The 22,807-nt window shown below is 58.6% G+C and carries 21 protein-coding genes; 5 read left to right on the forward strand and 16 right to left on the reverse strand.

Going from position 1 to position 22,807, the window contains the following annotated elements; all coding sequences use genetic code 11:
• Positions 1–3 precede the first annotated feature (3 nt).
• Complete coding sequence (locus tag I6L41_RS02910) at positions 4–378, forward strand: DUF805 domain-containing protein (RefSeq protein ID WP_005337730.1); 375 nt, start codon at positions 4–6, stop codon at positions 376–378.
• A gap of 82 nt (positions 379–460) precedes the next feature.
• Here the strand turns inward: I6L41_RS02910 and I6L41_RS02915 are convergent, their stop codons facing one another.
• The 4 genes from I6L41_RS02915 to manA all read right to left on the reverse strand — a co-directional run bounded on the left by I6L41_RS02915 (position 461) and on the right by manA (position 6,456).
• On the reverse strand, positions 461–1,564 hold the full coding sequence (locus I6L41_RS02915; protein WP_216961879.1) for a YdcF family protein: 1,104 nt from the start codon (positions 1,562–1,564) through the stop codon (positions 461–463).
• Between the two features lie 323 nt (positions 1,565–1,887).
• The gene (locus I6L41_RS02920) at positions 1,888–2,640 is read right to left on the reverse strand and encodes a DNA/RNA non-specific endonuclease (protein WP_216961883.1); all 753 of its coding nucleotides are present in this window, start codon (positions 2,638–2,640) and stop codon (positions 1,888–1,890) included.
• Between the two features lie 232 nt (positions 2,641–2,872).
• Entirely contained in the window at positions 2,873–4,753 is a 1,881-nt protein-coding gene (locus tag I6L41_RS02925) for a PTS fructose transporter subunit EIIC (protein WP_216961887.1), read from the reverse strand.
• 503 nt (positions 4,754–5,256) lie between these two features.
• Positions 5,257–6,456 carry a mannose-6-phosphate isomerase, class I gene (manA, locus tag I6L41_RS02930; RefSeq protein WP_216961889.1) on the reverse strand — a complete coding sequence of 400 codons (1,200 nt, stop codon included), beginning with the start codon at positions 6,454–6,456 and terminating at the stop codon, positions 5,257–5,259.
• 129 nt (positions 6,457–6,585) lie between these two features.
• Here manA and I6L41_RS02935 point away from each other — a divergent pair, with 129 nt between their 5' ends.
• Entirely contained in the window at positions 6,586–7,461 is an 876-nt protein-coding gene (locus I6L41_RS02935; protein WP_005361632.1) for an AraC family transcriptional regulator, read from the forward strand.
• A gap of 156 nt (positions 7,462–7,617) precedes the next feature.
• Positions 7,618–8,871 (forward strand): NADP-dependent isocitrate dehydrogenase, encoded by a 1,254-nt coding sequence (icd, locus tag I6L41_RS02940; RefSeq protein WP_216961892.1) that lies wholly within the window; start codon positions 7,618–7,620, stop codon positions 8,869–8,871.
• 72 nt (positions 8,872–8,943) lie between these two features.
• Here the strand turns inward: icd and I6L41_RS02945 are convergent, their stop codons facing one another.
• From I6L41_RS02945 to dsdX, 3 genes are all read right to left on the reverse strand, one after another.
• On the reverse strand, positions 8,944–9,120 hold the full coding sequence (locus tag I6L41_RS02945; RefSeq protein WP_005337712.1) for a hypothetical protein: 177 nt from the start codon (positions 9,118–9,120) through the stop codon (positions 8,944–8,946).
• 308 nt (positions 9,121–9,428) lie between these two features.
• Complete coding sequence (locus tag I6L41_RS02950; RefSeq protein WP_216961895.1) at positions 9,429–10,760, reverse strand: D-serine ammonia-lyase; 1,332 nt, start codon at positions 10,758–10,760, stop codon at positions 9,429–9,431.
• A gap of 16 nt (positions 10,761–10,776) precedes the next feature.
• Positions 10,777–12,114: a D-serine transporter DsdX gene (gene dsdX, locus I6L41_RS02955; RefSeq protein WP_216961899.1), complete on the reverse strand. Its 1,338-nt coding sequence runs from the start codon at positions 12,112–12,114 to the stop codon at positions 10,777–10,779.
• A gap of 223 nt (positions 12,115–12,337) precedes the next feature.
• On the opposite strand from dsdX, the gene dsdC reads away from it, so the two are divergent.
• Positions 12,338–13,282: a DNA-binding transcriptional regulator DsdC gene (gene dsdC / locus I6L41_RS02960; protein ID WP_216961902.1), complete on the forward strand. Its 945-nt coding sequence runs from the start codon at positions 12,338–12,340 to the stop codon at positions 13,280–13,282.
• Between the two features lie 168 nt (positions 13,283–13,450).
• Here dsdC and I6L41_RS02965 read toward each other — a convergent pair whose 3' ends face one another.
• The 3 genes from I6L41_RS02965 to I6L41_RS02975 all read right to left on the reverse strand — a co-directional run bounded on the left by I6L41_RS02965 (position 13,451) and on the right by I6L41_RS02975 (position 15,495).
• Entirely contained in the window at positions 13,451–13,627 is a 177-nt protein-coding gene (locus I6L41_RS02965) for a hypothetical protein (RefSeq protein WP_005337704.1), read from the reverse strand.
• Between the two features lie 311 nt (positions 13,628–13,938).
• Positions 13,939–14,388 carry a C40 family peptidase gene (locus I6L41_RS02970; RefSeq protein ID WP_042083908.1) on the reverse strand — a complete coding sequence of 150 codons (450 nt, stop codon included), beginning with the start codon at positions 14,386–14,388 and terminating at the stop codon, positions 13,939–13,941.
• A gap of 198 nt (positions 14,389–14,586) precedes the next feature.
• A complete protein-coding gene (locus I6L41_RS02975) occupies positions 14,587–15,495 on the reverse strand; it encodes a hydrogen peroxide-inducible genes activator (RefSeq protein ID WP_005337702.1) in 909 nt (302 codons plus the stop codon).
• Between the two features lie 146 nt (positions 15,496–15,641).
• Here I6L41_RS02975 and I6L41_RS02980 point away from each other — a divergent pair, with 146 nt between their 5' ends.
• Positions 15,642–16,244, forward strand: a complete 603-nt coding sequence (locus tag I6L41_RS02980) for a peroxiredoxin C (protein ID WP_005337701.1) — start codon at positions 15,642–15,644, stop codon at positions 16,242–16,244.
• Between the two features lie 292 nt (positions 16,245–16,536).
• Here I6L41_RS02980 and I6L41_RS02985 read toward each other — a convergent pair whose 3' ends face one another.
• The 6 genes from I6L41_RS02985 to I6L41_RS03010 form a co-directional block, all read right to left on the reverse strand.
• Entirely contained in the window at positions 16,537–17,502 is a 966-nt protein-coding gene (locus tag I6L41_RS02985) for an alpha-L-glutamate ligase-like protein (RefSeq protein WP_005353164.1), read from the reverse strand.
• 3 nt (positions 17,503–17,505) lie between these two features.
• Complete coding sequence (locus I6L41_RS02990; protein WP_005337699.1) at positions 17,506–19,044, reverse strand: inactive transglutaminase family protein; 1,539 nt, start codon at positions 19,042–19,044, stop codon at positions 17,506–17,508.
• Positions 19,045–19,047: 3 nt separating this feature from the next.
• The gene (locus I6L41_RS02995) at positions 19,048–19,836 is read right to left on the reverse strand and encodes an ATP-dependent zinc protease (protein WP_005337698.1); all 789 of its coding nucleotides are present in this window, start codon (positions 19,834–19,836) and stop codon (positions 19,048–19,050) included.
• Between the two features lie 52 nt (positions 19,837–19,888).
• Positions 19,889–20,866, reverse strand: coding sequence for a tRNA 5-methoxyuridine(34)/uridine 5-oxyacetic acid(34) synthase CmoB (gene cmoB, locus I6L41_RS03000; RefSeq protein WP_042083906.1), 978 nt, complete (start codon positions 20,864–20,866; stop codon positions 19,889–19,891).
• Positions 20,863–21,609 carry a carboxy-S-adenosyl-L-methionine synthase CmoA gene (gene cmoA, locus I6L41_RS03005; protein WP_201904247.1) on the reverse strand — a complete coding sequence of 249 codons (747 nt, stop codon included), beginning with the start codon at positions 21,607–21,609 and terminating at the stop codon, positions 20,863–20,865. Before cmoA ends, cmoB begins: the two co-directional genes overlap by 4 nt.
• Positions 21,610–21,884: 275 nt before the next feature.
• A complete protein-coding gene (locus I6L41_RS03010) occupies positions 21,885–22,733 on the reverse strand; it encodes a DUF72 domain-containing protein (protein WP_216961905.1) in 849 nt (282 codons plus the stop codon).
• Between the last annotated feature and the right edge of the window lie 74 nt (positions 22,734–22,807).

Genomic DNA, 22,807 nt, shown 5'->3' on the forward strand with positions numbered 1-22,807 from the left:
GCAATGAACTGGTATATCTCGGTCCTCAAGCAATATGCGGTATTCAGCGGGCGAGCCCGTCGCACCGAATACTGGATGTTTGTGCTGTGCAACGTCATCGTCATGCTGTTGCTCGGCATGGTGGACAAGCTGATTGGCGGCGACAATGAGCTGATCAGCTCCATCTATTCGCTGGCTGTGCTGCTGCCATCGCTGGCGGTGGCGGCCCGTCGTCTGCACGATACCGACCGCAGCGCTTGGTGGCTGCTGCTCGGGCTTATCCCCATTATCGGCACCCTGGTGCTTATCTACTTTATGGTTTGCAACGGTCAGCAGGGGCCGAACCGCTTCGGTGATGATCCCAAAGCGGCCCCCTCGCAGGGCTTTATCGTCAGCTAACGGGCGCGGCTTGGCCAATCATCGGTCAATAAAAAGAGAGGGAGGCATCACGCCTCCCTCTCTTTTTCGTTTTGATGGCCGATCAACGCTCAATCAGCGGGGCAGATCGGTAGCTCCACATGCCGTAGGTGCGCAGGGCGTCGCGGTAGATGCCGAGCAGCTCGCTCTCGCTCGGGGTAGCCAGCTCCTCAAGGGGCTTGTCGGGGTAGCTGACGCTCGCCACCTTGATGTTGGCCGGGCCAATCTGGTCGCAGGCGATTTCCAGCACCGTCTGACCGCGGCGCACATGGCTGGCTGAGCTTACCAGCACCGCATAGTCAATCTGGTGGCGGGCGAGGGCATAGGCGCTGTAGAGGGCGTTATCCACCGTGCTGGTGGCGTAGTTCTCTTCAATCAGGCGGCTGCGGTCAATGCCGTGGTTGGCCAGCCAGTCGGCCATCAGCTTGCCCTCGGTCTGGCGGTTCTGGGGCACGCCGCCGGTCAGGATGATCAGCGCTTCCGAGTCGGCTTTGGCCAGCTCAAGGGTGGTTTGCAGGCGGCCCAGCAGGATCTTGTCCATGCTGCCGTCGGGATTGAGGGCGTAGCCCAGGGTGACGATGGCGCGCTTGCCCTCCCTGCTGGCCTTGACCTGATCCCCGGTCAGTTCGGTCTGCAGCGGGGCGGCGGTGATCCGCTGTACCCGGGCGATGATCTCCTCCAGATCGGCTGCGCGGCCACTGTTGCGATCCGCCACTTTCGCCAGATAGCTGCGGGAAGCCTCCTTGTTACCCTTCACCAACAGCCAGATGGCGAGATAGCTGTTGATGTCGAGATCATCGGGGGCGACGGCCTGCGCCTGCTCCAGCAAGGTGATGGCGCGACTCAGGTTGCCGTTGTAGATCTGGGCGTTGGCCGCCGAGATGAGCAGGTCGGTGCGGTAGGGTTCCAGCTGGTAGGCGGCCAGTAGCCGCTCGGTCACCAGCTCCATATTGCTCGGCATCTTGGCGGTAAAACCGGCGTGGGAGATCTTGGCTGGCGACTTGTATATCTGCAGTGCTTCGCCGAGCAGCATGTCCACCGCCTGCCGTTTGCTGACCAGAGTATTGAGGTCATGCTCCATCTGCATTGAGCTCTCGGCCGCTTGCAGGGTGAGGGGCGAGAGCGCCAGCAGGCCGCCGAGGGTGAGGGCAAGAAGGGTCTGTTTCATCAAAAGGTCCTCTGTCGGGCTGAATCGCGCGGTGGCGCAGCGGTTTGCGGGCCGATGCGACGAGGCAAATGTGCGTCAATTCAGTCTGTTAGTGCCAAAGAGAGGGCAATATACCAGCTAACGGTGCGGCAAACTGTGAGTCGGGGCGGGTCGTCGGGTGATGCCACACCTAGTGACCGCAAAAATGGCCGCAATGGGTCAGCTGCCATCTGAAAAGGGCAGGAGGCGCGTAACTCCCCCTGCTGGGAGGGGCGCTGGCCCCTCCCTCTATCGCGATGCAAGACTGATGGCGTCTGAATCTATCTGCTGACGAGTATTCGCAGTCAGTTCCACATCGGGGAGACGCGGGCTTCCAGCGTCTCTTGCTGCTCTTCGGGCATATCGCTGAAGAAGTTGAGCTGGGTCTGCTCTTCCACCTCGCGTACCGAGACCCGGTAGTCGGCGATCTGGCTGATGGGCACCTCTTCCTGCGGCATGATAAAGGCGATGGCCTGCAGTCTGGCCGGGTCCATCACGATCTTGTAGTAGGCACTCGGGATCGCCACACCCTGACCGATGGACTCTTCAGAGCCGGTAAAGATGGGGCCGGTGATCACCTGCACATCCTTGCGGGAGACCGCCCACTTGTTCACCTTGTCCTCCAGCACGCGCCACGCCTTCTGGTTGAGCACCCCGATCTGCGGTGTCATGTTGCTCAGCAGGAAGCTCTCTTTCATGGTGTTCTTGTTCGATTTCATGTCCCCCGCCGGGGCCTGATGGCCACGGTCGTAGCCCGAGCCCTTGTAGTCGAAGAGGGTGGCGCGGTAGGCAACCGGGATCTCCCTGTCCTCGGCGAAGGCATCCTTGCGCGGTACTGTGCCCTGTGCGCTCTGGGCGGTCATCCGGTAGGAGACCCAGTCCGCCACCTTGTAGTCGTAGTTGTAGCCGACCGCATACCCTTCACGGCAGAGCTTCTGATCCGATTCGGAGGGCAGGCCGAAGCGCACGTGCTCGCCACACGTCCAGTGGGCGGCCAGCAAGGGGGTGGCAGTGAGGGTGAGGGTAACAGCCAGAACCAATTTATTGATTTTTATCATTTTTGTGATGCTCCAGTTTAGTAGGCGGAGCCATTTGACATGAGATCTGACCAGCGCTTCAATTGCTGTTTTTTACACGTCACCGTTCTGTGACGGCTCGCCAAGATCCGTGATGTGACTGGTTAATATGTTTTAAATCAGTGGCTTGGTCGGTGGGATGATGTGCGGTTGCTTAGCAGGTAACGAAAAGGGGCCCGCGATGGGCCCCTTGTGATGAGCTGTCTGACTGCTATCAGGCGGCGTTTGCCTTGTTGCCCAGCGTGCGGGCCAGCAGTGCTTCCGGATTGTGAATCGCCTCCTTGGTCTTCACATCGATAACTTCGATATCGGTGAAGCGCTCGCGGTTCTTGATAGCCACGTCGTGGGCGAAGATGACGCAACGGGCGTTGGCGACATCTTTGGCGGTGATGCGGTTGATGATGCCGTTGGCGCCCTGGGTCTCGACCTTGATCTTGATCCCCTGCTTGGCGGCGGCCTTCTGCAGGCTCTTGGCGGCGAGGAAGGTATGGGCAACGCCAGACGGACAAGCAGTGATGGCCAGTACGTCTGCTTCCCCTTCCGCTTCAATGACTTCGAAGCTGGTTTGGGTGGCGGTCACGTCATCTTCTTCGCTCACCGGCTTCTTCAGCAGGTTGACGATGATAGCGGTGGTCAGGGCGCCGAGGATGGTACCCAGGATGTAGCCCATCTTGCCTTCAACAACCGGCAGGACAATCCAGCCACCCCAGGGGGCGTGGTTGATACTGTGCATCATAAAGCCGGTGATGTTGCCGACGATACCGCCTGCCACGATGGCCGGGATAACACGCATGGGGTCAGCAGCGGCAAACGGGATGGCACCTTCACTGATACCGATCATGCCCATGATGGCGGCCGCTTTGCCGGATTCACGCTCCTCTTTCTTGTAACGCTTCGGAGACATAAAGGTCGCCAGTGCCATACCGAGCGGCGGCACACAGATGGCGATGCCGACGCCGCCCATCAGCCAGGGCTGGGTGTTGACCTGAGTCTGGGCAAACAGGGTAGCAACCTTGTTGACCGGGCCGCCCATATCGAAGGCGGTCATGCCACCCAGAATGGCACCCAGCATCACTTTACCTGAGCCCGCCATGCTGGAGAGCCAGTGGTTCATCCCTTCCATCATGGCGGCGATCGGGGCACCGATCCCCCACATCACGATGCCACACACCAGGAAGGTACCGATCAACGGATAGATGAAGATGGAACCAAGGGAGGTCATGGAGTCAGGCAGCTTGATCCGTTTGAGCTGATTGACCACGAAACCGGCGATGAAGCCCACCAGAATGGCGCCGAGGAAACCGGTTTGATAGTGCTGAACGGCAATCCAGGAGCCGATCATGCCCGGAGCCAGGCCCGGCTTGTCAGCCAGCGAGTAGGCGATGTAGCCACCCAGTACAGCGGTAAACAGGGTCAGACCGGCGATACCCATGGTCGCCATGTCTTTGAGGAAGCCCGCTTCCGGCACGGCGCCCTTGCCGCTCATCATTACCGACAGTGACAGCAGCACACCGCCTGCCACGATGAAGGGGATCATGTGGGAGGTACCAAACAGCAGGTGCTGCTTCATGGTGTTGAGGCGATCCTTGAAGGTGCGCTCTTCGGGGGCCGCCGGGGCAGTGGCTGCCGGCGCCGGTTTTTCCGCTTTCGGGCCTTGCTTGAGCAGAGTCAGGGCTTGCTCGACGGTAGTGGCCGCCTTCATCTGCTCGATAAAACCCGGCTCCAGCAGACGGGTAGAGAGCTCCGCCAGCACTTCGATGTGGTGGTTGGCGCCGCCATCCGGGGAGGCGATCATGAAGATCAGCTGGGTCGGTTTGCCATCTTCGGCGCCGTACTCGATACCCTGACGGCTGACACCGATGGCTATGGCCGGACGACTGACCGCCTTGCTCTTGGCGTGGGGCAGGGCCACACCTTGCTCGAAGCCGGTGCAGTCCAGCTGCTCGCGGGCCCAGATATCCTTGACGAATTGTTGTTGATCAGACACGGCGCCATCGCGCGCCAGCATCTGTGCCATCTCGTCGAATAGAGCCTCCTTGCTGGTGGCCTTCAACTCCAGGCAGATGAGTCTGCCGTTGGTCATGGTGGGTAACATATTACTCTCCTGGCTCCGTTGCCGAGCCGCATGATGGGGGGAACAATTGACCTGGATATTGTTCTCCCGTTAGCGCGGTGCCGAAATCGGACAAATGTGCCGTTTACTGGATTTTTGTGCTGGCAAGAATGAGCTGTGATTCTCATCTCGTTTTGGCGTGATGATTGAATTCGATGTGAATATTAATTTAATTATTTAGTATCAATCACTTACTTTTGTTTCGTTCGTGCAAAATCTTATCTGAGTGTCTAGGTCGATGATGAGTTTTCTTTGATGGAATGGATATTTGTGTGATTTGTTATGGGTCAATAGTGTGAGCTGGTTGGCAAATAGCAGGCGCCTCAAGTGATTTTATTGTCATTAATTGGGAGGGAGATAACTCTGTGAGTATGGTCAACCGTGTTGTGAAGCGATGAAAGGGGATGGATGGGGATAAAAAACAAGGGCCATCATTGATGGCCCTTGTGCATATTCGAATGGGGCATAGCCTCAGGATGTGCCCGTTAGCAGCGGTTGCTGGCGCGGGCGACCCGTCCTTCGGCCAGCAGTTGATAACTGCCAGTCGCTGCAGGAATAAAGGCAGATTGCCCCTTTTCCAGACGCAGTGACTGTTCGCCTTGCTTGAGGGTCACTGTTTCATCGATGGCAAACAGGATCTCGGCGCTGGCAGTGGTGAGCTGGTGCTCGCCAGCCGGGTAGACGCTGAAGGTGAAGTCCGGCACAGGCACATCGAAGTGCTGCACCGCACCCTCGCAGCGGGGGGCCAGCAGGATCTGGTCATCTGGCTTGGGCTGGCAGCGGGTGCAATCCAGCAGCTCTGCCACATCGATGTATTTTGGGGTGAGACCGGCGCGCAGCACGTTGTCGGAGTTGGCCATGATCTCAAGACCTGTGCCGCGGACATAGGCGTGCGGGGTGCAGGCATCGAGGAACATCGCCTGACCCGGCTTGAGGGTCACGACATTGAGCAAGAGCGGCGAGAAGAGGCCCACATCCCCCGGATATTGGGCGGCCAGACTGGTGATGAGGGCAAAGGTCTCTTCATCCTGATGGTCGGTGGCATAGGCCTGCAAGGCCGCCAGCGCGGCTTCCTTGCGTGCCCCAGTCAGGATCAGCAACTGGTGGAAGAAGTGCTGCAAACCACTTTCATTCTGGCTGGCGGCAAAGGCTGCGGTCAGATCGGCGATGGCCGCCAGATTGACCCGCTCGAACAGTGCCAGAATGGCGGGAATGGCGCGAAAGCCGTTCATCGCCTGATAGGGGGTGAGGGCAAAGACCAGCTCCGGCTTATGGTTCGGGTCCTTGTAGTTGCGATTGCTCGCCTTGATATCGATGCCTGCGGCCTCCTCTTTGGCAAAGCCCGCTTCGGCCTGAGCCTTGCTCGGGTGCACCTGAATGGAGAGAGCCTTCTCGGCACACAACACCTTGAACAGGAACGGCAGGCTGCCAAAACGGGCGAAGGTGGCCTCACCCAGCGCGGCGGCCGGAGCCCTGTCGATCACCGAAGAGAGCTTTTGCACACTGCCCGCCAGCGTCACCTCGGAGCAGCCGTTGGGATGGGCGCCCATCCACAGCTCGGCCTGGGGTTTGCCTTGCGGGTTGGGGATGCCAAACAGGGTGGTGAGGGAGTCATGACTGCCCCAGTCATAGCCTTGAATCGGGTTTTGCATCAACAGAAAGGAGGGCAGATCGCTACTGCTCATAAGGGACGCCTCGTCTAGTTTGAAGAAAATCGGGTGCAGAAAAGGGTGGCATTACTGCTGTGGACCGGACTATAACATGGGCGGTCGTGCGCGCCGCAACCGCTTGCCTCTCTCTTGATCAGGATCACCATGTCTCTCATCTTCAGCCAACTGCTCGACGGAGCCCTGAGCGAACAGGTTCCATTTGACCAAATCTGGTTTGCCAGTGAACAGGGGGTGCCACCCAGTTTCAGCTATCAGGTCAACTTTCCACGCCTCGAGCTGGTCTTTAGCGGCGAGTATCTCAACCAAATTTGGGACAGGGAGGAGGGGGTCAGAGAGATCAGTGTATTGCCGGGACAGGCGCTCTATATCCCTCCCAACGGCTGGAACAAGCCGCTCTGGACCACCGACTGCTCGGTGCTGAGCCTGCTGTTTGGCAAACGCCAGCTGGGGTTCAGCCTGGTGAGCAAGCGCCGTGAAGATCCGGACTTTTTCGATGTGCAAAAGCACAGCATCATGGCGCGGGCGGGCCATGTGATCGAACACATTTTGGCGGCGCTGAACGTACTGACCGAGGATCCCGGTCGCTCCCCCACCGATGATCACCTGCTGCAGGCTCTGCTGGCGAGTGCCCGTCAGCTGTTGCTGGAGTCCGCCACGGATCGGCCACGGGGGGCAGAGCTCTTTCACGGGATCTGCATCTATATCCAGGAGAACTTTCACCGTCCCATCACCCGTGACTCCATTGCCCACCGCTTCAACGTTTCAGCCAGTCATCTCTCCCACCTGTTCCGCGAGCAGGGTCATATGCGCCTTGCCGATTACATCAGCTGGGTGCGGATCGATCGGGCCAAATTCATGCTGAAAAAGTACCGCTTTCGTCTTGAAGAGGTGGCCAGTCGCTGCGGTTACAGTGACGTGAACTACTTCTGCCGGGTGTTCAAACAGAAGACCGGCTTGACCCCTTCCCAGTACCGTTCCCTGAGTCAGCCGCAGGCTGCGGCCAGCGAGCTGGAGGGATAACGGGGCTGGGTCGGCAAGGCGTGGTGACGGCGCACTGGCGGGTGGCTACCTCTTTGGTCTGACATGCTTTCTTGTCGTTTTATTATGAAAATGAATGGGCTAAGATGGCCGCGCGCAACAAACAAGTTGATAACAAACGGAAGTTAGGAGATGCCGATGGAAAGCAAAGTAGTAATCCCGACCCAAGGTCAGAAAATCACAGTCGATGCCAACGGCAAGCTGCAGGTTCCCAACCATCCGATCATTCCGTTTATTGAAGGGGATGGCATCGGTGTTGACGTAACCCCGGCCATGTTGAATGTGGTGAATGCTGCGGTCGAGAAAGCCTACAAGGGCGAGCGCAAGATCGCCTGGATGGAGATCTATACCGGCGAGAAGTCGACTCATGTCTATGGCGAAGGTGCCTGGCTGCCGGCCGAAACCCTGGATTTCATTCGTGAATATTGTGTGGCCATCAAGGGCCCGCTGACTACTCCGGTCGGTGGCGGTATTCGCTCCCTCAACGTAGCCCTGCGTCAGGAGCTGGATCTCTACATCTGCCTGCGTCCGGTGCGTTACTACGACGGCACCCCGAGCCCGGTGAAACGTCCTGATCTGACCGACATGGTGATCTTCCGCGAAAACGCCGAAGACATCTACGCCGGCATCGAGTGGAAGGCCGACAGTGCCGAAGCGAACAAGGTGATCGCCTTCCTGCAAAACGAGATGGGCGTGAAGAAAATTCGCTTCCCCGAGTCCTGCGGGATCGGCATCAAGCCGATGTCCAAGGCCGGTACCGAGCGTCTGGTGCGTGCCGCCATCGAGTATGCCATCGACAATGATCGTGACTCCGTGACTCTGGTGCACAAGGGCAACATCATGAAGTTCACCGAAGGTGCCTTCAAGGATTGGGGTTATGCTCTGGCCCAGAGCGAGTACGGTGCCCAGCTGATCGATGGCGGCCCCTGGTGCTCCTTCAAGAACCCGAAAACCGGCAAGACCATCGTCATCAAGGATGTCATCGCCGATGCCTTCCTGCAGCAGATCCTGCTGCGTCCGGCCGAGTATGACGTCATCGCCTGTATGAACCTCAACGGCGACTACATCTCCGACGCGCTGGCCGCTCAGGTAGGCGGTATCGGTATCGCGCCGGGTGCCAACATCGGTGACGGCGTGGCCCTGTTCGAAGCGACCCACGGTACTGCACCGAAGTATGCCGGTCAGGACAAGGTCAACCCGGGCTCCCTGATCCTCTCCGCCGAGATGATGCTGCGCCACATGGGTTGGGTTGAAGCGGCCGATCTCATCATCAAGGGGATGGAAGCGGCGATCCGCAACAAGACCGTCACCTATGACTTCGAGCGTCTGATGGAAGGGGCCACCCTGCGCTCCTGCTCCCAGTTTGCTCAGGACATGATCGACCAGATGTAATCTGCTGCTTGCCAGAAATGTAAAACCGGCGCCATGTGCGCCGGTTTTTTTATCGCGAAAGAGTGTAGGGGCTTATTGCGCCTGCTCTACGTGTTGCTGATAGCGTTGCTGCCATTTGCTGGTTTCTGCTTCATCACCCTGGGCCTTCCAGAAGGCGCAGATGGTGTTGGCAAGTTCCGAAGCCATCGCGTGATCTCCGTCACGTCGGCTCATCAGATAATCTCCCAGCCAGCTTTGATATTGTTTCATTACCCGATCTCCTTATCTCATGTGCCCTTGAGGGTGCCCACCTTGACGGAAGCCTGTCGGCTCATCCTGGGGGGAGCATCATCAGGCATGATGGTGCAAAGTCACGACCCGGGCAGAGAGCCCGATGGGCAATCTGGCGGCGAACGTGACGCGAGATGTCAAAAAATGAGCGCCATTTTAGCACAAACTGACCAACTTGGGGAAATTGTCGCCATGGATTGCGACAGAACTGCCCCATCCCCTTGTTCCCAAAACAGAAAACCCGCCGTGATGGCGGGTTGATTTGCAGATAAATGTGGCGAAAAAGCCTAGATCTTGGCGCTGGCCAGGTACTTTGCCATCTCTTCGGCGGGCACCATGCCACCACCGGTGGCCCACACCAGATGGGTGGTCTGCGCCATGGTGGCGGCATCGAAACTGCGCCCGGTTAGCCACTCGGGATTGGCTGCCACCCGCCACGGGCCAGCCATACCAGCCAGAGCGGAGGGTTCGAGTGTGATCTGCTCATCGCGCGCCAGCAGTCCCAGCAGGTCATACATCTCCTGATCGCTCAGGGTGTAGAAGCCATCGAGCAGCCGCTCCATGGCGCGGCCGACGAAGCCGGAGGCGCGACCTACCGCGAGGCCGTCGGCTGCAGTGAGGTTGTCTATGCCCAGATCCTGCACCGCAATGGCATCGTGCAATCCGGTGTGGACCCCCAGCAACATGCAGGGGGAGTGAGTGGGCTCGGCGAAGAAGCAGTGAACGTTATCCCCGAACGCGAGCTTGAGACCAAAGGCCACCCCGCCCGGGCCGCCACCCACGCCGCAAGGGAGGTAGACGAACAGCGGGTGGTCGGCATCCACCTTGATACCCATCTGGTCGAACTGCGCTTTCACCCGCTCGCCCGCCACCGAATAGCCGAGGAACAGGGTGCGGGAGTTCTCGTCGTCGATAAAGAAGCAGTTGGGATCGCGATCGGCCTCTTTGCGCCCCTGTTCCACCGCCACCCCGTAATCTTCGGCATATTCGACCACGATGACGCCGTGTTCACGCAGCTTGCGCTTCTTCCACTCCCGCGCATCGGCTGACATGTGGACGGTGACGGTAAAGCCGAGCTTGGCGCTCATGATGCCGATGGACATGCCAAGGTTGCCGGTAGAGCCTACCGCGATGCTGTACTGGCTGAAGAACTGGCGAAACTCATCGCTGAACAGTTTGCGGTAGTCATCCTCTTCCCGCAGCAGACCAGCCTTGATCGCCAACTGTTCGGCGTGAGTCAGCACCTCGTAGATACCGCCTCGCGCCTTGATGGAGCCTGAGATGGGCAGGTGACTGTCTTTTTTCAGCAGCAGTCGACCGGTGACCTCAACCCCGTAGCGCTGGTTGAGCGTAGCCTGCATCGCCGGAATAGCGGCGATGTCGGACTCCAGAATACCTTTGCTGACGCGGGTCTCGGGGAAGGCTTCGCACATGTAGGGGGCGAAGCGGGCCAGCCGAGCGGAGGCGTCCGCCACATTGTTGTTATCGAGCCCCACATAGGGCAGACCGGCAGCCAGAGTGGTGGTATTGGGGTTGAACCAGGTGACTGGTTCAAGCGCGATCAGGAATTGCACCAGTGGAAATTGCGCTGTGAGCTGTTGTACGTCGATGTTTTTCATAGTGTTCTCGGTCTTGTTACACGATAAAGGAGAGCAGGAAGGTACCGGCCAGCGCCATCAGGGAGGCGACAAAGGTGGCGGTGGTGTAGTACTTGAGCGTTTCGTTCAGGGTGGCGCCGCAATACTGCTTGACCAGCCAGAACAGAGAGTCAGTCACCATGGTGCAGCCAATGGCGCCGGAGCCGATGGCCAGGGTCATGATCTCTGGGCTGATGTTCGGGTAGTGCACCATGATGGGGGAGACGATGGCGGTGGCGCCCATCATGGCTACGGTGGCGGAGCCCACGGCGGCGTGCAGCACGATAGCCACCAGCCAGGCGAGCAGAATGGGGTGCATATCCAGCTGTGAGAGGATAGTGGCCAGACTATCGCCCAGCCCACTCGCCTTGAGTACGCCGTTGAAGGCGCCGCCCGCTCCGATAATGAGCAGGATATTGGCGATGGAGGAGAAGCACTCCTCGGTCTTGTTGAGCAGCCCTTCCATCTTCATCTGCTGGCGGATCCCCAGCACGTAGTAGGCGGTGAAGGCAGCGATAAACATGGCGGTGATGGGGTTGCCGATAAACTCCAGCACGACATAGAGGTGGCTGGCGTGATCCATATTGAGCTCGGCGACCGTCTTGGCCAGCATCAGCAGGATGGGCAGCAGCACGGTAAAGAGCGAGGCGCTCAAGGTCGGGAGAGTGGCTTCATCGCGGGCTTTGATATCGGCAAAGGCGGCTGGCACTTCCTTAAACGGTACCCGCTTGCCCAGCAGTTTGAGGAACAGGGGGCCGCCGATAAGCGAGGCAAAGAGGCCGACCGCCAGACCATAGACGATGACGGAGCCGACGTCAGCCCCCAGCTGATTGGTGACATAGAGGGCTGCCGGGTGGGGCGGCACTATGCAATGCACAGCCATCAGGGCGGTGCAGAGCGGAATGGCCAGAGTCAGCAGCGAGGTGTTGGTCTTGCGGGCGATGGAGAAGGCGAGCGGGATCAGCAGCACTACCCCGACTTCGACAAACAGGGTGATGCCGCACACCAGACCCACCAGTACCATGATGACATCCGGCGAGAGCCAGCGGCATCTCTGCAGGGCGAGACCGATGCGCTCTGCTGCCCCTGACACCTCCATCATCTTGCCGAGTATGGTGCCAAGACCGATGACGGCGGCGAGAAAGCCTAGCGTGCCGCCAATGCCCTCTTCCATGGCGCTGACCATCTTGAGGGGCTCCATCCCCATCAGGGTGCCCACATAGAAGCTGGCCAACAGCAGGGCAAGAAAGGGGTGAATCTTGCCCTTCACTATGGTGACCACGATAAGAACGATGCTACTTAGCAAGGTAGCGATGACCCATACCTCTGAACTCATACTGCGCCTCGACATCTGTTGTGTGTGATTGTTTATGCGCTTATTGAATGAAAATGAGGCGGGGCTGACAAATGATGAAATCGACCACTTGGATGAGATGAGGTGATGCAAAGGCGCTACATTGGTCACAATTTATCGAAATCACACTCTTTGGGTCATTTGGTTTCATCCTGCAGGTGGCCTGTGGGTGTATCATCGGCGGCCATTGCGAAGAGGGGAATGAATGTATAACGGGGATAATTACATATCGCGCAACAAGCTGCTGAGCGGCTACCAGTTGGCCAAGCTGCATACCTTCGAGGCGGCCGCCCGCCACGGATCCTTTGCCATGGCAGCTGATGAATTGTCGCTGAGTCCCAGTGCCGTGAGTCACCGGATCAGCGCACTGGAAGAGGAGCTGGGGTTCAAGCTCTTTGAGCGTTTTCACCGCAAGGTGGTACTGACGACGGATGGGCAGCGGGTGTTCTGGGCGCTCAAATCCTCGCTGGAGTTCATCAATCAGGAGATCCTGGAGATCAAGAATCAGGAGCTCTCCGGTACCCTGACCATCTATTCGCGTCCCTCCATCGCCCAGTGCTGGCTGGTGCCCAGGTTGGCGGATTTCTCCCGCCTGCATCCGCAGATCGAGCTCAATATCATCACCGGTAACGAGAACATCAACCTGCATGGTTATGGCATCGATTTGACCCTCTATTTCGATGAGAAGAGCCCGGAGCGGCTTGCCATCCACCCGCTGATGGATGAGTTCATGCTGCCGGTCTGCAGCCCGGAATATGCCGAGCAGCACGGGCTTGTCGGTAATCCCGCCAACTTGTCTTTGTGCCGTCTGCTTCATGATCGGCAGGCATGGGGATTTGACTCGGATACCGACGAATGGAGCAGCTGGGCTCGCCATGCCGGGGTTAGCCTCGAGGCATGCCAGCTGAGCATGGGTTTTGATCGCTCGGATCTCGCCATCATCGCCGCCATGAATCACGCCGGGATCGCCATGGGGCGCAAGAATCTGGTGAGCAAGCGGTTGGCACGCAACGAACTGGTGGCTCCTTTCCCCGGCTTGGAGGTCAAGTGCGAGCAGCGTTATTACATGGCGACCCTGCCCAATCGGGCGTGTCCCAAGATCCAGGCCTTTATCGACTGGGCGCAGGAAATGGCTGCCGAGATGGAATGAACAGAGGCCGGTGCGCAAGAGCAACATGAAGATGGTAAAGAGCGAGTGAACGAAGGTAGCGGTTTAACGTAGCGGGAAAATTGGGGGAGAGGGGTTGGCTGATGGTGGTTGGTCGCGAGTGGCCTTGCTGCCAACACCGGGTGGCTGGCAGCAAGGCAACGGTCGGGATCAGGTGGTCTTTTCCAGATGGTTCTGATAAATCTGCTGCCACTTGTCCAGTTCGTTTTCATCACCCTGCTGCTGCCAGAACTCGCAGATGGAACTCGCCATCTCGCATGCCATGGCGTGGTCACCGTCACGGCGACTCATCAGGTATTGCCCCAGCCAGCTTTGATACTGTTTCATTGCACGATCTCCTTATCTATTTAACCCTTGATACTGCAGCGGTGGGCCACCCGTCCGGCAGTGTTGCGCCACACTCCACTTTCGCCGCGCGCTGCTTGTTATCGCCTCGCTTGTTGTCAATCAGGACAGAGAGCGTATGAGAAAAAGGCGAAAGTGTTAAAAATTGGCCACCACCTTATCACAAAATGGTGTGATATGCAGGCTTTGGGGCCAATTGAGTTATAAGCGCCGGTTGTGTGTCCCGACATAGCGACAGGGATTGACGGAGAGTATCGGCACGCAACTTGTGCCGCAAGCAGGCGTTTGAGCGGCTACTGGGTCACCCGACGTGCCTGCCAGTAGCGACTGTTCCAGTAGACGTTGTCGAGGCGGGAGCGGATCACTCCCTTGCTGGTGGAGGCGTGAATAAACTCGCCGGCACCTGTGTAGACCCCCACATGGTACTGTTGCCAGCCGGTTTTGAAGAAGACCAGATCCCCGTGTTGCAGCCGGTAGCGATCCACCGGTTTGCCAATGCTGGCCTGAGATTCGGTGGTTCTTGGCAGGTTGAAGCCCAGCACCTGACTGTAGGCGAGCTGGGTGAAGGCGGAGCAGTCTAGCCCGGCGCGGCTGGCGCCGCCCATGCGGTAGGGAACACCGCGCCACTGTTGGTAGAAGCCATCAAAGGCACTGCTCTGCCGGGGGGGCGGAGGCGGCTCCGGCGTGCTGGAACAGGCGGCCAGCAGCAGAGTCAGCAGGGATAGCAGCAGCTTGCGATACATCGGGCTCTCTCCACGGACGGGTCTAGCAAACGATACATTTATCGAACGCCATATCCTGCCAAATCGTTCTGGGGGCAGGAGGGCACGCGACAACTTTTCCATCATAAACAGGGATCTGGCTCCAGACCTAGTCTCCGAGAGGAAAAATGTGGCGGTGAACTGAAAAACGCCAACCCGCGGGAGGGCTGGCGTTTGTTGTCACTCGTTGTGGCTGATCAGCGGTTTAAGCAGCTCGGCCAGTTTGTAGAAGGTCTGTACCCGGGTGGTGCTGGGGCGCCAGACCAGCCCAATCTCGCGATAGGAGGTCTCTCCCGGCAGCGGGATGGCCACCAGATCGGAGTTGGCAAGAATGCCGGCATCGATGGCCATCTGCGGCAGGAAGGTGGTGCCGAGACCCGCTTCCACCATCTGTACCAGGGTGTGCAGGCTGGTGGCGGCGAACGGGTTGATCTTGCTCTTGTCCCGCAGGCGACAGGCGCTCACTGCGTGCTCGGTGAGGCAGTGCTCCCGCTCCAGCAGGAAGATGCTCTGGTTGGGCAGCTCCTTGTAGTCGAACGGGGTATGCAGACCGGCCGCCATGCTGGCGGGCATCACCATGTGGAACGGATCTTGGCCGACGGTCTTGCAGTGAAATCCCCCGATCTCGATGGGCAGGGCAAGGATCAGCAAGTCGAGCTGACCCTGTTCCAGCTGCTTGAGCAGATTGCTGGTGGTGTCTTCACGCAGCAACAATTCGAGGTCAGGATAGGTTTTGCTGCACTCTTTCAGCAGCTTGCTGAGCAGGAAGGGGGCGATGGTGGGAATGCAGCCAAGACGTACCGTCCCCTGCATCACGCCACCCTGATGTTGCCCGAGCTCCATGAGATCCCGCGCATCGGAGAGCAAATTGCGAGCGCGCTCGACGATTTCCATGCCGACCGGGGTCATAATGAAGCTCTTGTGGTCCCGCTCCACCAGTTGCAGGTTCATCATGTCCTCCAGCGTCTGGATCCCGGTACTCAGGGTCGACTGGCTGACATGACAGGCCTTGGCGGCGCGGTTGAAGTTCTTGTGCTCATCGAGAGCGACCAGATATTGCAGCTGTTTGAGGCTGGGCCAACGTTGCATAGAAAAACCCGATTAATGCTATCTATTTAATTTGATTTAACTAATCTACCACCGGGTCTATAGTTTGTCGCTTGAATTAGATGGACTTGGCTCTAGGTAGCCCAATCCTCACCGGATTGTTCACTTCACATAAAGAGGAATTGAATATGGTATTGGTAGGCCGTCCCGCACCCGATTTTACCGCCGCAGCTGTTCTGGGTAATGGCGAGATCGTTGATTCATTCAACCTGTCATCCCACATCAAAGGCAAAGCTGCCGTTGTCTTCTTTTATCCGCTCGATTTCACCTTCGTCTGCCCGTCCGAGCTGATTGCCTTCGATCACCGTTATGAAGAGTTCCAGAAGCGTGGCGTGGAAGTGATTGGTGTTTCCATCGATTCCCAGTTCTCCCACAACGCATGGCGCAACACCAAAGTGGAAGATGGCGGTATCGGTCAGGTCAAGTACCCGCTGATCGCCGACGTGAAACACGAAATCTGCAAAGCCTATGACGTTGAGCATCCGGAAGCCGGCGTGGCGTTCCGTGGCTCCTTCCTGATCGACAAGAACGGTGTCGTTCGTCACCAGGTTGTCAACGATCTGCCGCTGGGCCGCAACATCGACGAGATGCTGCGCATGGTCGATGCCCTGCAATTCCACGAAGAGCACGGCGAAGTGTGCCCGGCTCAGTGGGAAAAAGGCAAAAAAGGTATGCAAGCCTCTCCGGACGGCGTTGCCAAGTACCTGTCCGAGAATGCTGACTCCCTGTAATCGGGTCGCACTCTCCTTGAAGAACCGGCGTCTTGGCGCCGGTTTTTTTATACCTGAGATTTATCCATCCCCTGACATAGCCACACTCTTCTCGTTCCATCGTTCCATCGTTCCATCGTTCCATCGTTCCATCGTTCCATCGTTCCATCGCTATTCCAAGCAGCCGTTTGCTGGCGTACTCGTCGTTTCGAAATGAGGTGCTGATCCGAATGGCTGGGTGGGGGGATATGCCGACAGACAATTGCCATAAAAAAAGCGCGCCACAGGCGCGCTTAGTTCACAAGCGAAGAAGTTATTCCTCAAAGATCCCGAAGTGATCCTTGGCGAAATTGACCCGCTGCTCCACATTCATCTTCACCTGGCCCAGCTTCTCGATAGTCTTGAGATTGGGCACCAGGCCGCGACCGTTGGCGATCTGGATGGCAAGACCGGGACGGGCGTTGAGCTCCAGCAGCATGGGGCCGCGGAACTTGTCCAGCACCATGTCGGTACCAATGTAACCCAGACCCGACATCTCATAGCAGGAGGCGGCGAGGGTGAGCAGGGTATCCCAGTGGGGCACCTTGAGCTCATAGAGGTCGAGGCCGGTATCCGGATGGTGGCGCAGCGGATTGCCAAACTGCACTGCCCGCAGGGCACGACCGGTACGCAGGCACAGACCCACCCCCACAGCGCCCTGGTGCAGATTCGCCTTGCCGTCGGAGGCGGCGGTGGAGAGGCGCATCATCGCCATCACCGGGAACCCCTTGAAGATGATGACCCGGGCATCGGGTACCCCTTCAAAGGAGTAGCCGTCGAACACATCATCAAAGTTGATGAGGCCTTCGACCAGAGCCACGTCGGGCTTGCCGCCGAGGGAATAGAGCCCCGCCAGAATGTTGGAGACATGGCGCTCCAGATCCTGACCGGTAGAGGCGCTGCCGTTGGGCTTGTAGAAGAGGCCATCTTCCTGACGCAGGATCACCAGGATACCCTTGCCGCCCGAGCCACGAGCCGGCTTGATGCAGAAGCCCGGCCAATCTTTTACCAGCTCGGTGATGCGACCCACATCGTGCTGGGCACGGATGGTACCGATCAGCTCAGGCACGGTGACCCCTGCATCCAGCGCAATTTGCTTGGTCTGCAGCTTGTCATCCACCAGCGGATAGAGGCTGCGCGGATTGTAGCGGCTGATGTAGGAGTGGTTGCGCTTGTTCATGCCGAGGATGCCTGATTGGGACAGGCTCCACGGGGTGGTGTATTTTTCCCAGAACCACATCGGTTACTTGTCCTTACCCGGGGTGACGCCAGATTTCATCTCGTCCACCAGCGGCTTGAAGCGCTTCAGTTCGCTCAGCTTGTAGCCGGTGTAGTTACCCATCAACAGCACGGTCGCCATCAGCACCAGCTGCAGGCCGAGGAAGTTGAAGGTGAGGTGACGAATAAGCTCGTTATCCATGGCTAGATAGGCGATGACGGCAACCAGCAGAGAGCCGCCGCCCTGGCGGAACACCTCTTTCGGGCCCTCTTCTTCCCACAGGATGGACATCCGTTCGATGGTCCAGGAGAGAATGATCATCGGGAAGAAGGTGATCTTCATACCGTCGGTCAGCCCCAGCTTGAAGGCGAACGCGGAGAAGATACCGATCATCGAGATAACCATGATGATGATGGCCGATATTCGGGCGACCAGCAGCAGGTTAAGCCGAGACAGATAGGAGCGAATGATGAGACCGGTGCCGACGATCAGCAGGAAGCCGATGAGACCGGTGACCAGCGAGGTCTGGATAAAGGCGACCGCGATCAGCACCGGCATAAAGGTACCTGAGGTCTTGATCCCCACCAGCACCCGAAGGAACACCACCATCAGCACGCCGATCGGGATCAGCAGCAAGCCCTTGAACAGGGTCTGCTCTTCCAGCGGCAGGCTGTGGATGGAGAAGTTCATCATCTCTGATTTTTCGAACTTCTGGGCCAGAGCAACGCTGACCGGCTGCTCCTGCTCGATCATCGAGAAGCTGACACGGGAGTTGTGACCACCGGTCACGTCCAGCAGAGCGCCGGAGTTGTATTCCCACAGCAGCAGGTTGGCCGGACGGCCCTGTTCACCGGTTTGCGGGTTGAACAGCTTGTAGTCGGTCGGGCTGTTGAATACCTGCAGGTAATCCACCAGCTCCTGACGACGGCGGCCATCTTCCAGATTCAGGGCATGCACCACGCGGGTGGGGACGTCAGCATTGTTGAGCAGCTCGGCAATCAGGTTGGCGCGGCTCTTGTGCTTTTTCAGCAGCTCGGCGTTCTGCTCCTGCTTCTCGATCTCCTTGATGATCTCGCGAGTCAGGGTGTAGCCGTCGGCAGAGCGCTCCTGGGCCCGCTCGAGGATCTGCTTCATCGCGGTGGCATAAGGCTCACTCTCGATCTGCTTCTCGATGGCAGGCGGCTGCGGATTGGCGGCCGGTTTGGCATGGGCATCCGCCATCATGTCGACGCGGTAGTAGAGCTCCTGACGGCCAGAGGCGGTGCGGATGGACCACTCGGCGCGGGCATCGCCATCTTTCTCGACGAAGGAGAGGCCGTAGCCGGGGCTGGCGGCGTTCTCGTTCATCAGGGTGAAACCGGGCTGGGTGCCCGGAATGGCCAGAGAGGCGATCACCGGCTCACCGGTCGCCTCAAACTCCAGCTTGGCTTCGATGGACCAGATCTGGCGCTTTTCACCAGGCGTCAGCGGCACATCCAACGCGATATGGTGATAGATCGTCATCCCCAGGCCGACAATGTACAGCAGGGCTACCAGCAAATAGAACGGCTTACGGGAAACCATGGATTATTTCACATCCTTGAGCTTGGGTTTGGGTTGGATATATTCGCGGGCCACATCAACCACGGCGATGTCTTTCAAAAATTCGCGACCCAGCAGCACAGGGAAGGTCATGTCGCTACGGTCTTTCAGGGTAAATTCGGCTTTCTCGGTCATGTCGCCAATGCGCACGGCCAGACGCACTACCGGACGGCGGTCCAGATCGTCGGCAGAGGCCTGACGCACCCGTACATGACGTACCAGCGGCGCTTCGATCTGGATCTTGTCGTCCACTTCCTGATGGCTCAGGAAGAAGCGCACCCAGTTTTTGCCGTTGCGCTCGAAAATGGTGATCTCCTGCGCACTGATGGAGGAGGTGGTCGCACCGGTATCGACCCGCGCCTGGAAGGCGTCGTTGGCCGCATCAACCCAGATCCACTCGGCTTCACCGACCATCAGCTTGCCATCGATGGTGTGACCCTGATTGGGGGCCGGGCACTTCTCGGTGGGGATGGCCATCGGCTTGGGCGGCTCGGAGGGGAGGGTGGCGAGCTTGTGGTCTACTTGCTTGACGGACTCTTTCATATTGGTGACATCTGTGTTGAGCTGAACCAGCAGGTGCTGTTGCTGCACATACTGCTTCTGTTGCTGTTCCATGGATGTTTGCAGGCGCTGCTCGCTCTGGCTCAGCTCGCTACGAAGCTCGGCCAGCGTCAGAGCAGGGACCTGAGGCGCTTTTTCCATATTGACACACCCGCCGAGACTAAGCAGGGAGAGCAGGGTCATTCCTTTTAATTTGCTTTTCATGTCATTCATTTAACTGTGCTTCCTGGAATTGGGTCAGTGTAACTTCCACAAGCGCCACCGGCTAGTCTTTGGCCTTGCGGGCAATCAGTACGGCACGTTTCGGCGCCGGGTGTCCTTCTACCGTGAGTGCCGGATTGTCTGGATCCAGATAGTCACTCAGGGATTCATTAATCATCCAGTCGGTACGACGCTGTTCGTCGGTGCTGGTCATATTCTCGTCTACTATCCGCACGTCGGTGAAGCCGCAGCGCTCGACCCACAGCTTGAGGGCGCGGCTTGAGGGAATAAACCAGACGTTGCGCATCTTGCCGTAACGGTCGGTGGGCATCAGCACGTCGTTGACCCCGCCATCAATCACCAGCGTCTCCAGCACCAGCTCGCCATCATCTTTCAATTGATTGCGCAGCTGCTCGATGTGCTCGATGGGGGATTTGCGGTGATAGAGCACCCCCATGGAGAAGACGGTGTCAAAAGCACGCAGCTCCGGCAGCTCCTGAATGCCGAGCGGCAACAGGTGGGCGCGCTGATCATTGCCCGCGAAGTGGCGAATGGCCTCGAACTGGCAGAGAAACAGCGGACTCGGATCGATGCCGACCGCCAGCTTGGCCCCTTCACCCACCATACGCCAGAGGTGGTAGCCGCTGCCGCAACCCACATCCAGCACGTAACGCCCTTCGAGCGGGCTGATATGGGGCAGCACCCGATCCCACTTCCAGTCAGAGCGCCACTCGGTGTCGATATGGATGCCGTGCACGGTGAACGGCCCCTTGCGCCAGGGCATAAAGTGGCGCAGCAGGCTCTCGACCTTCTTGCGTTCACCTTCGCCAAGGCTCTCGGCCGAGCCAATCTCGACCCGGCTTTTCAGCTCGATGTTGCCGGGAGCCACCTGCGGCAGCTTGTTGAGGGCGCGATTCCAGCGCGGCAGGTCGCCATGCTGGTTGTCATGTTGCCAGGCGTGCAGCTGGGCGGGCAGGGTATGCAGCCAGTGGCTCAGCCGGTTTTTGGCAATCAGTTGATAGAAATTGGCAAAGTCGATCATGGCTGGGCGTCGCTGGATTTGATGGCAATCATGGAGCCGAAGTTGAAACACTGGAACCAGAGATCCTGATGGACGAAACCGGCATCCCGCAGACGGGCCTGATGCACCGGCAGGCTGTCGGTGCGCATCACGTTCTCAAGGGCAGTGCGTTTCTGACTGATCTCCAGCTCGCTGTAGCCATTGGCCCGCTTGAAGTCGAGATGCAGATCGATGAGCAGCTCGTTGACCGGTTCATCTTCGAAGCGGAACTTTTCGCTCAAGATCAGGATCCCGCCCGGGCGCAGCCCATCGTGAATGCGCTGGATCAGGGTGGCCCGTTTCTCTGGTTCGACAAATTGCAGGGTGAAGTTGAGCACCACCACGGAGGCGTTCTCGATCTCGATGTCGCAGATATCCGCCTCCACCAGCTCCACCGGCACCTCGGATTTGAAACCGGAGAGGTGGGCGCGGGCGCGCTCGATCATCGGATGGGAGAGATCCACCGCGGTGATGCGGCAGCCGGGCTGGCTGACATGGCGACGCATCGCCTGGGTCGCGGCGCCCAGTGAGCAGCCGAGATCATAGAGTCGGCTCTCGGGTTGGGCGTAGCGGGCGGCCATCATGCCGATGGCAGAGATGATGTTGCTGTAACCCGGCACCGAGCGCTGGATCATATCGGGAAACACGTCGACGACCTGTTCGTCAAAACAGAAGTCACCCAATCGGGCGATCGGGGCGGCAAAAATTTGATCTTTGGTATGCATGCTGGCGCAACCTGACAGTCGGGACATCACCCGGCTGTATTGTTCAATTGAGTCGTTGGGTGACACCCATCAGAGTAGATTTATCACCTGTTTACGAACGGGGTGGCTGGTCATGAAATCCTTTGGACCTGTCCTGTTCGTACGGGCCATGTTCCGAACCCTTACTTGGGGCGGTAGTGTAGAGGATTGATGGCCGTTTGTCTTGACGCCAGGGCTTGCCACGCCACAAAAAAGTACTTTTTTTACAGCGAAACGATGGCCGCAGAATGGGTTGGCTAAAAGCGCAGCACTCCCTGCCGTGCGCGATCGTTTTCCCCCGGCCAGGGGGCCATCTCCTGCTCCAGCAAGCGGGTGATCTGGCGGGCCAGCTCAGGTGCCTGGGCGTTGTCGGCAGTATGTATATAGAGGTAGAGATCCTTGTCCTCGGAAAGCCACTGGCGCCAGTGGGGGAGCCAGCTGGGCAGGAAGGGGTGATTGGCCGCCGGATCCGGCAGGCCGATAAAGCGGACCATGGGGGCGTTGGCGGTGGCCAGCAGATGCACCGGCAGGCGTGGCTTCTTGCCCTGGGCATCGACAAGGGCTGGCGTGGTTGCTGGCACCGAGAAGAGTGGCCGGCTGTCGAGCATCACCCGGTTCACTCCCTGTTCCATCAGCAGCCGGTTCAATGCCCGCTCGGCCTCCCCCTTGGCGAAGAACTCAGGGTGACGCACTTCAATGGCGTAGCGAAACTCCCGCGGCAGCCGATCGATGAAGGCCGCCAGTCTGGCCAGCCCCTGTGGCCCGAAACGGGCGGGCAACTGCAGAGTGAGCAGCCCCAGCTTGTCGTGCAGCGGGGCGAGCAGGCGAATAAAGTCGGCGACTTGTTTGTCTGCGCTCACCAGATCGCTTTGGTGGCTGATGGTTTGCGGAAATTTGAAGTTGAAACGAAAGTGATCGGGCACCGCATCGGCCCAGCGCTTTACCGTGTCCGGTGTCGGCAGGGCGTAGAAGGTGGTGTTACCCTCCACCGAGTTGAAGACGGTCGCGTAGTGGGCGAGGTGTTCGGCAGGCTTGGCGCCAAGGCCCAGCAACTGGCCGGGCCAGCTGGGGTGGGACCACTGCGGCAGGCCCAAATAGAGGCTCATGATGGCTATTCTCTTCGCTCTTGGTGCATTCGTGCCGATTTTTTGCCCGCTTTTTGCCATCGAGTGCAAAAAAC

Source organism: Aeromonas sp. FDAARGOS 1411 (assembly GCF_019047125.1).
GTDB lineage: Bacteria > Pseudomonadota > Gammaproteobacteria > Enterobacterales > Aeromonadaceae > Aeromonas > Aeromonas veronii.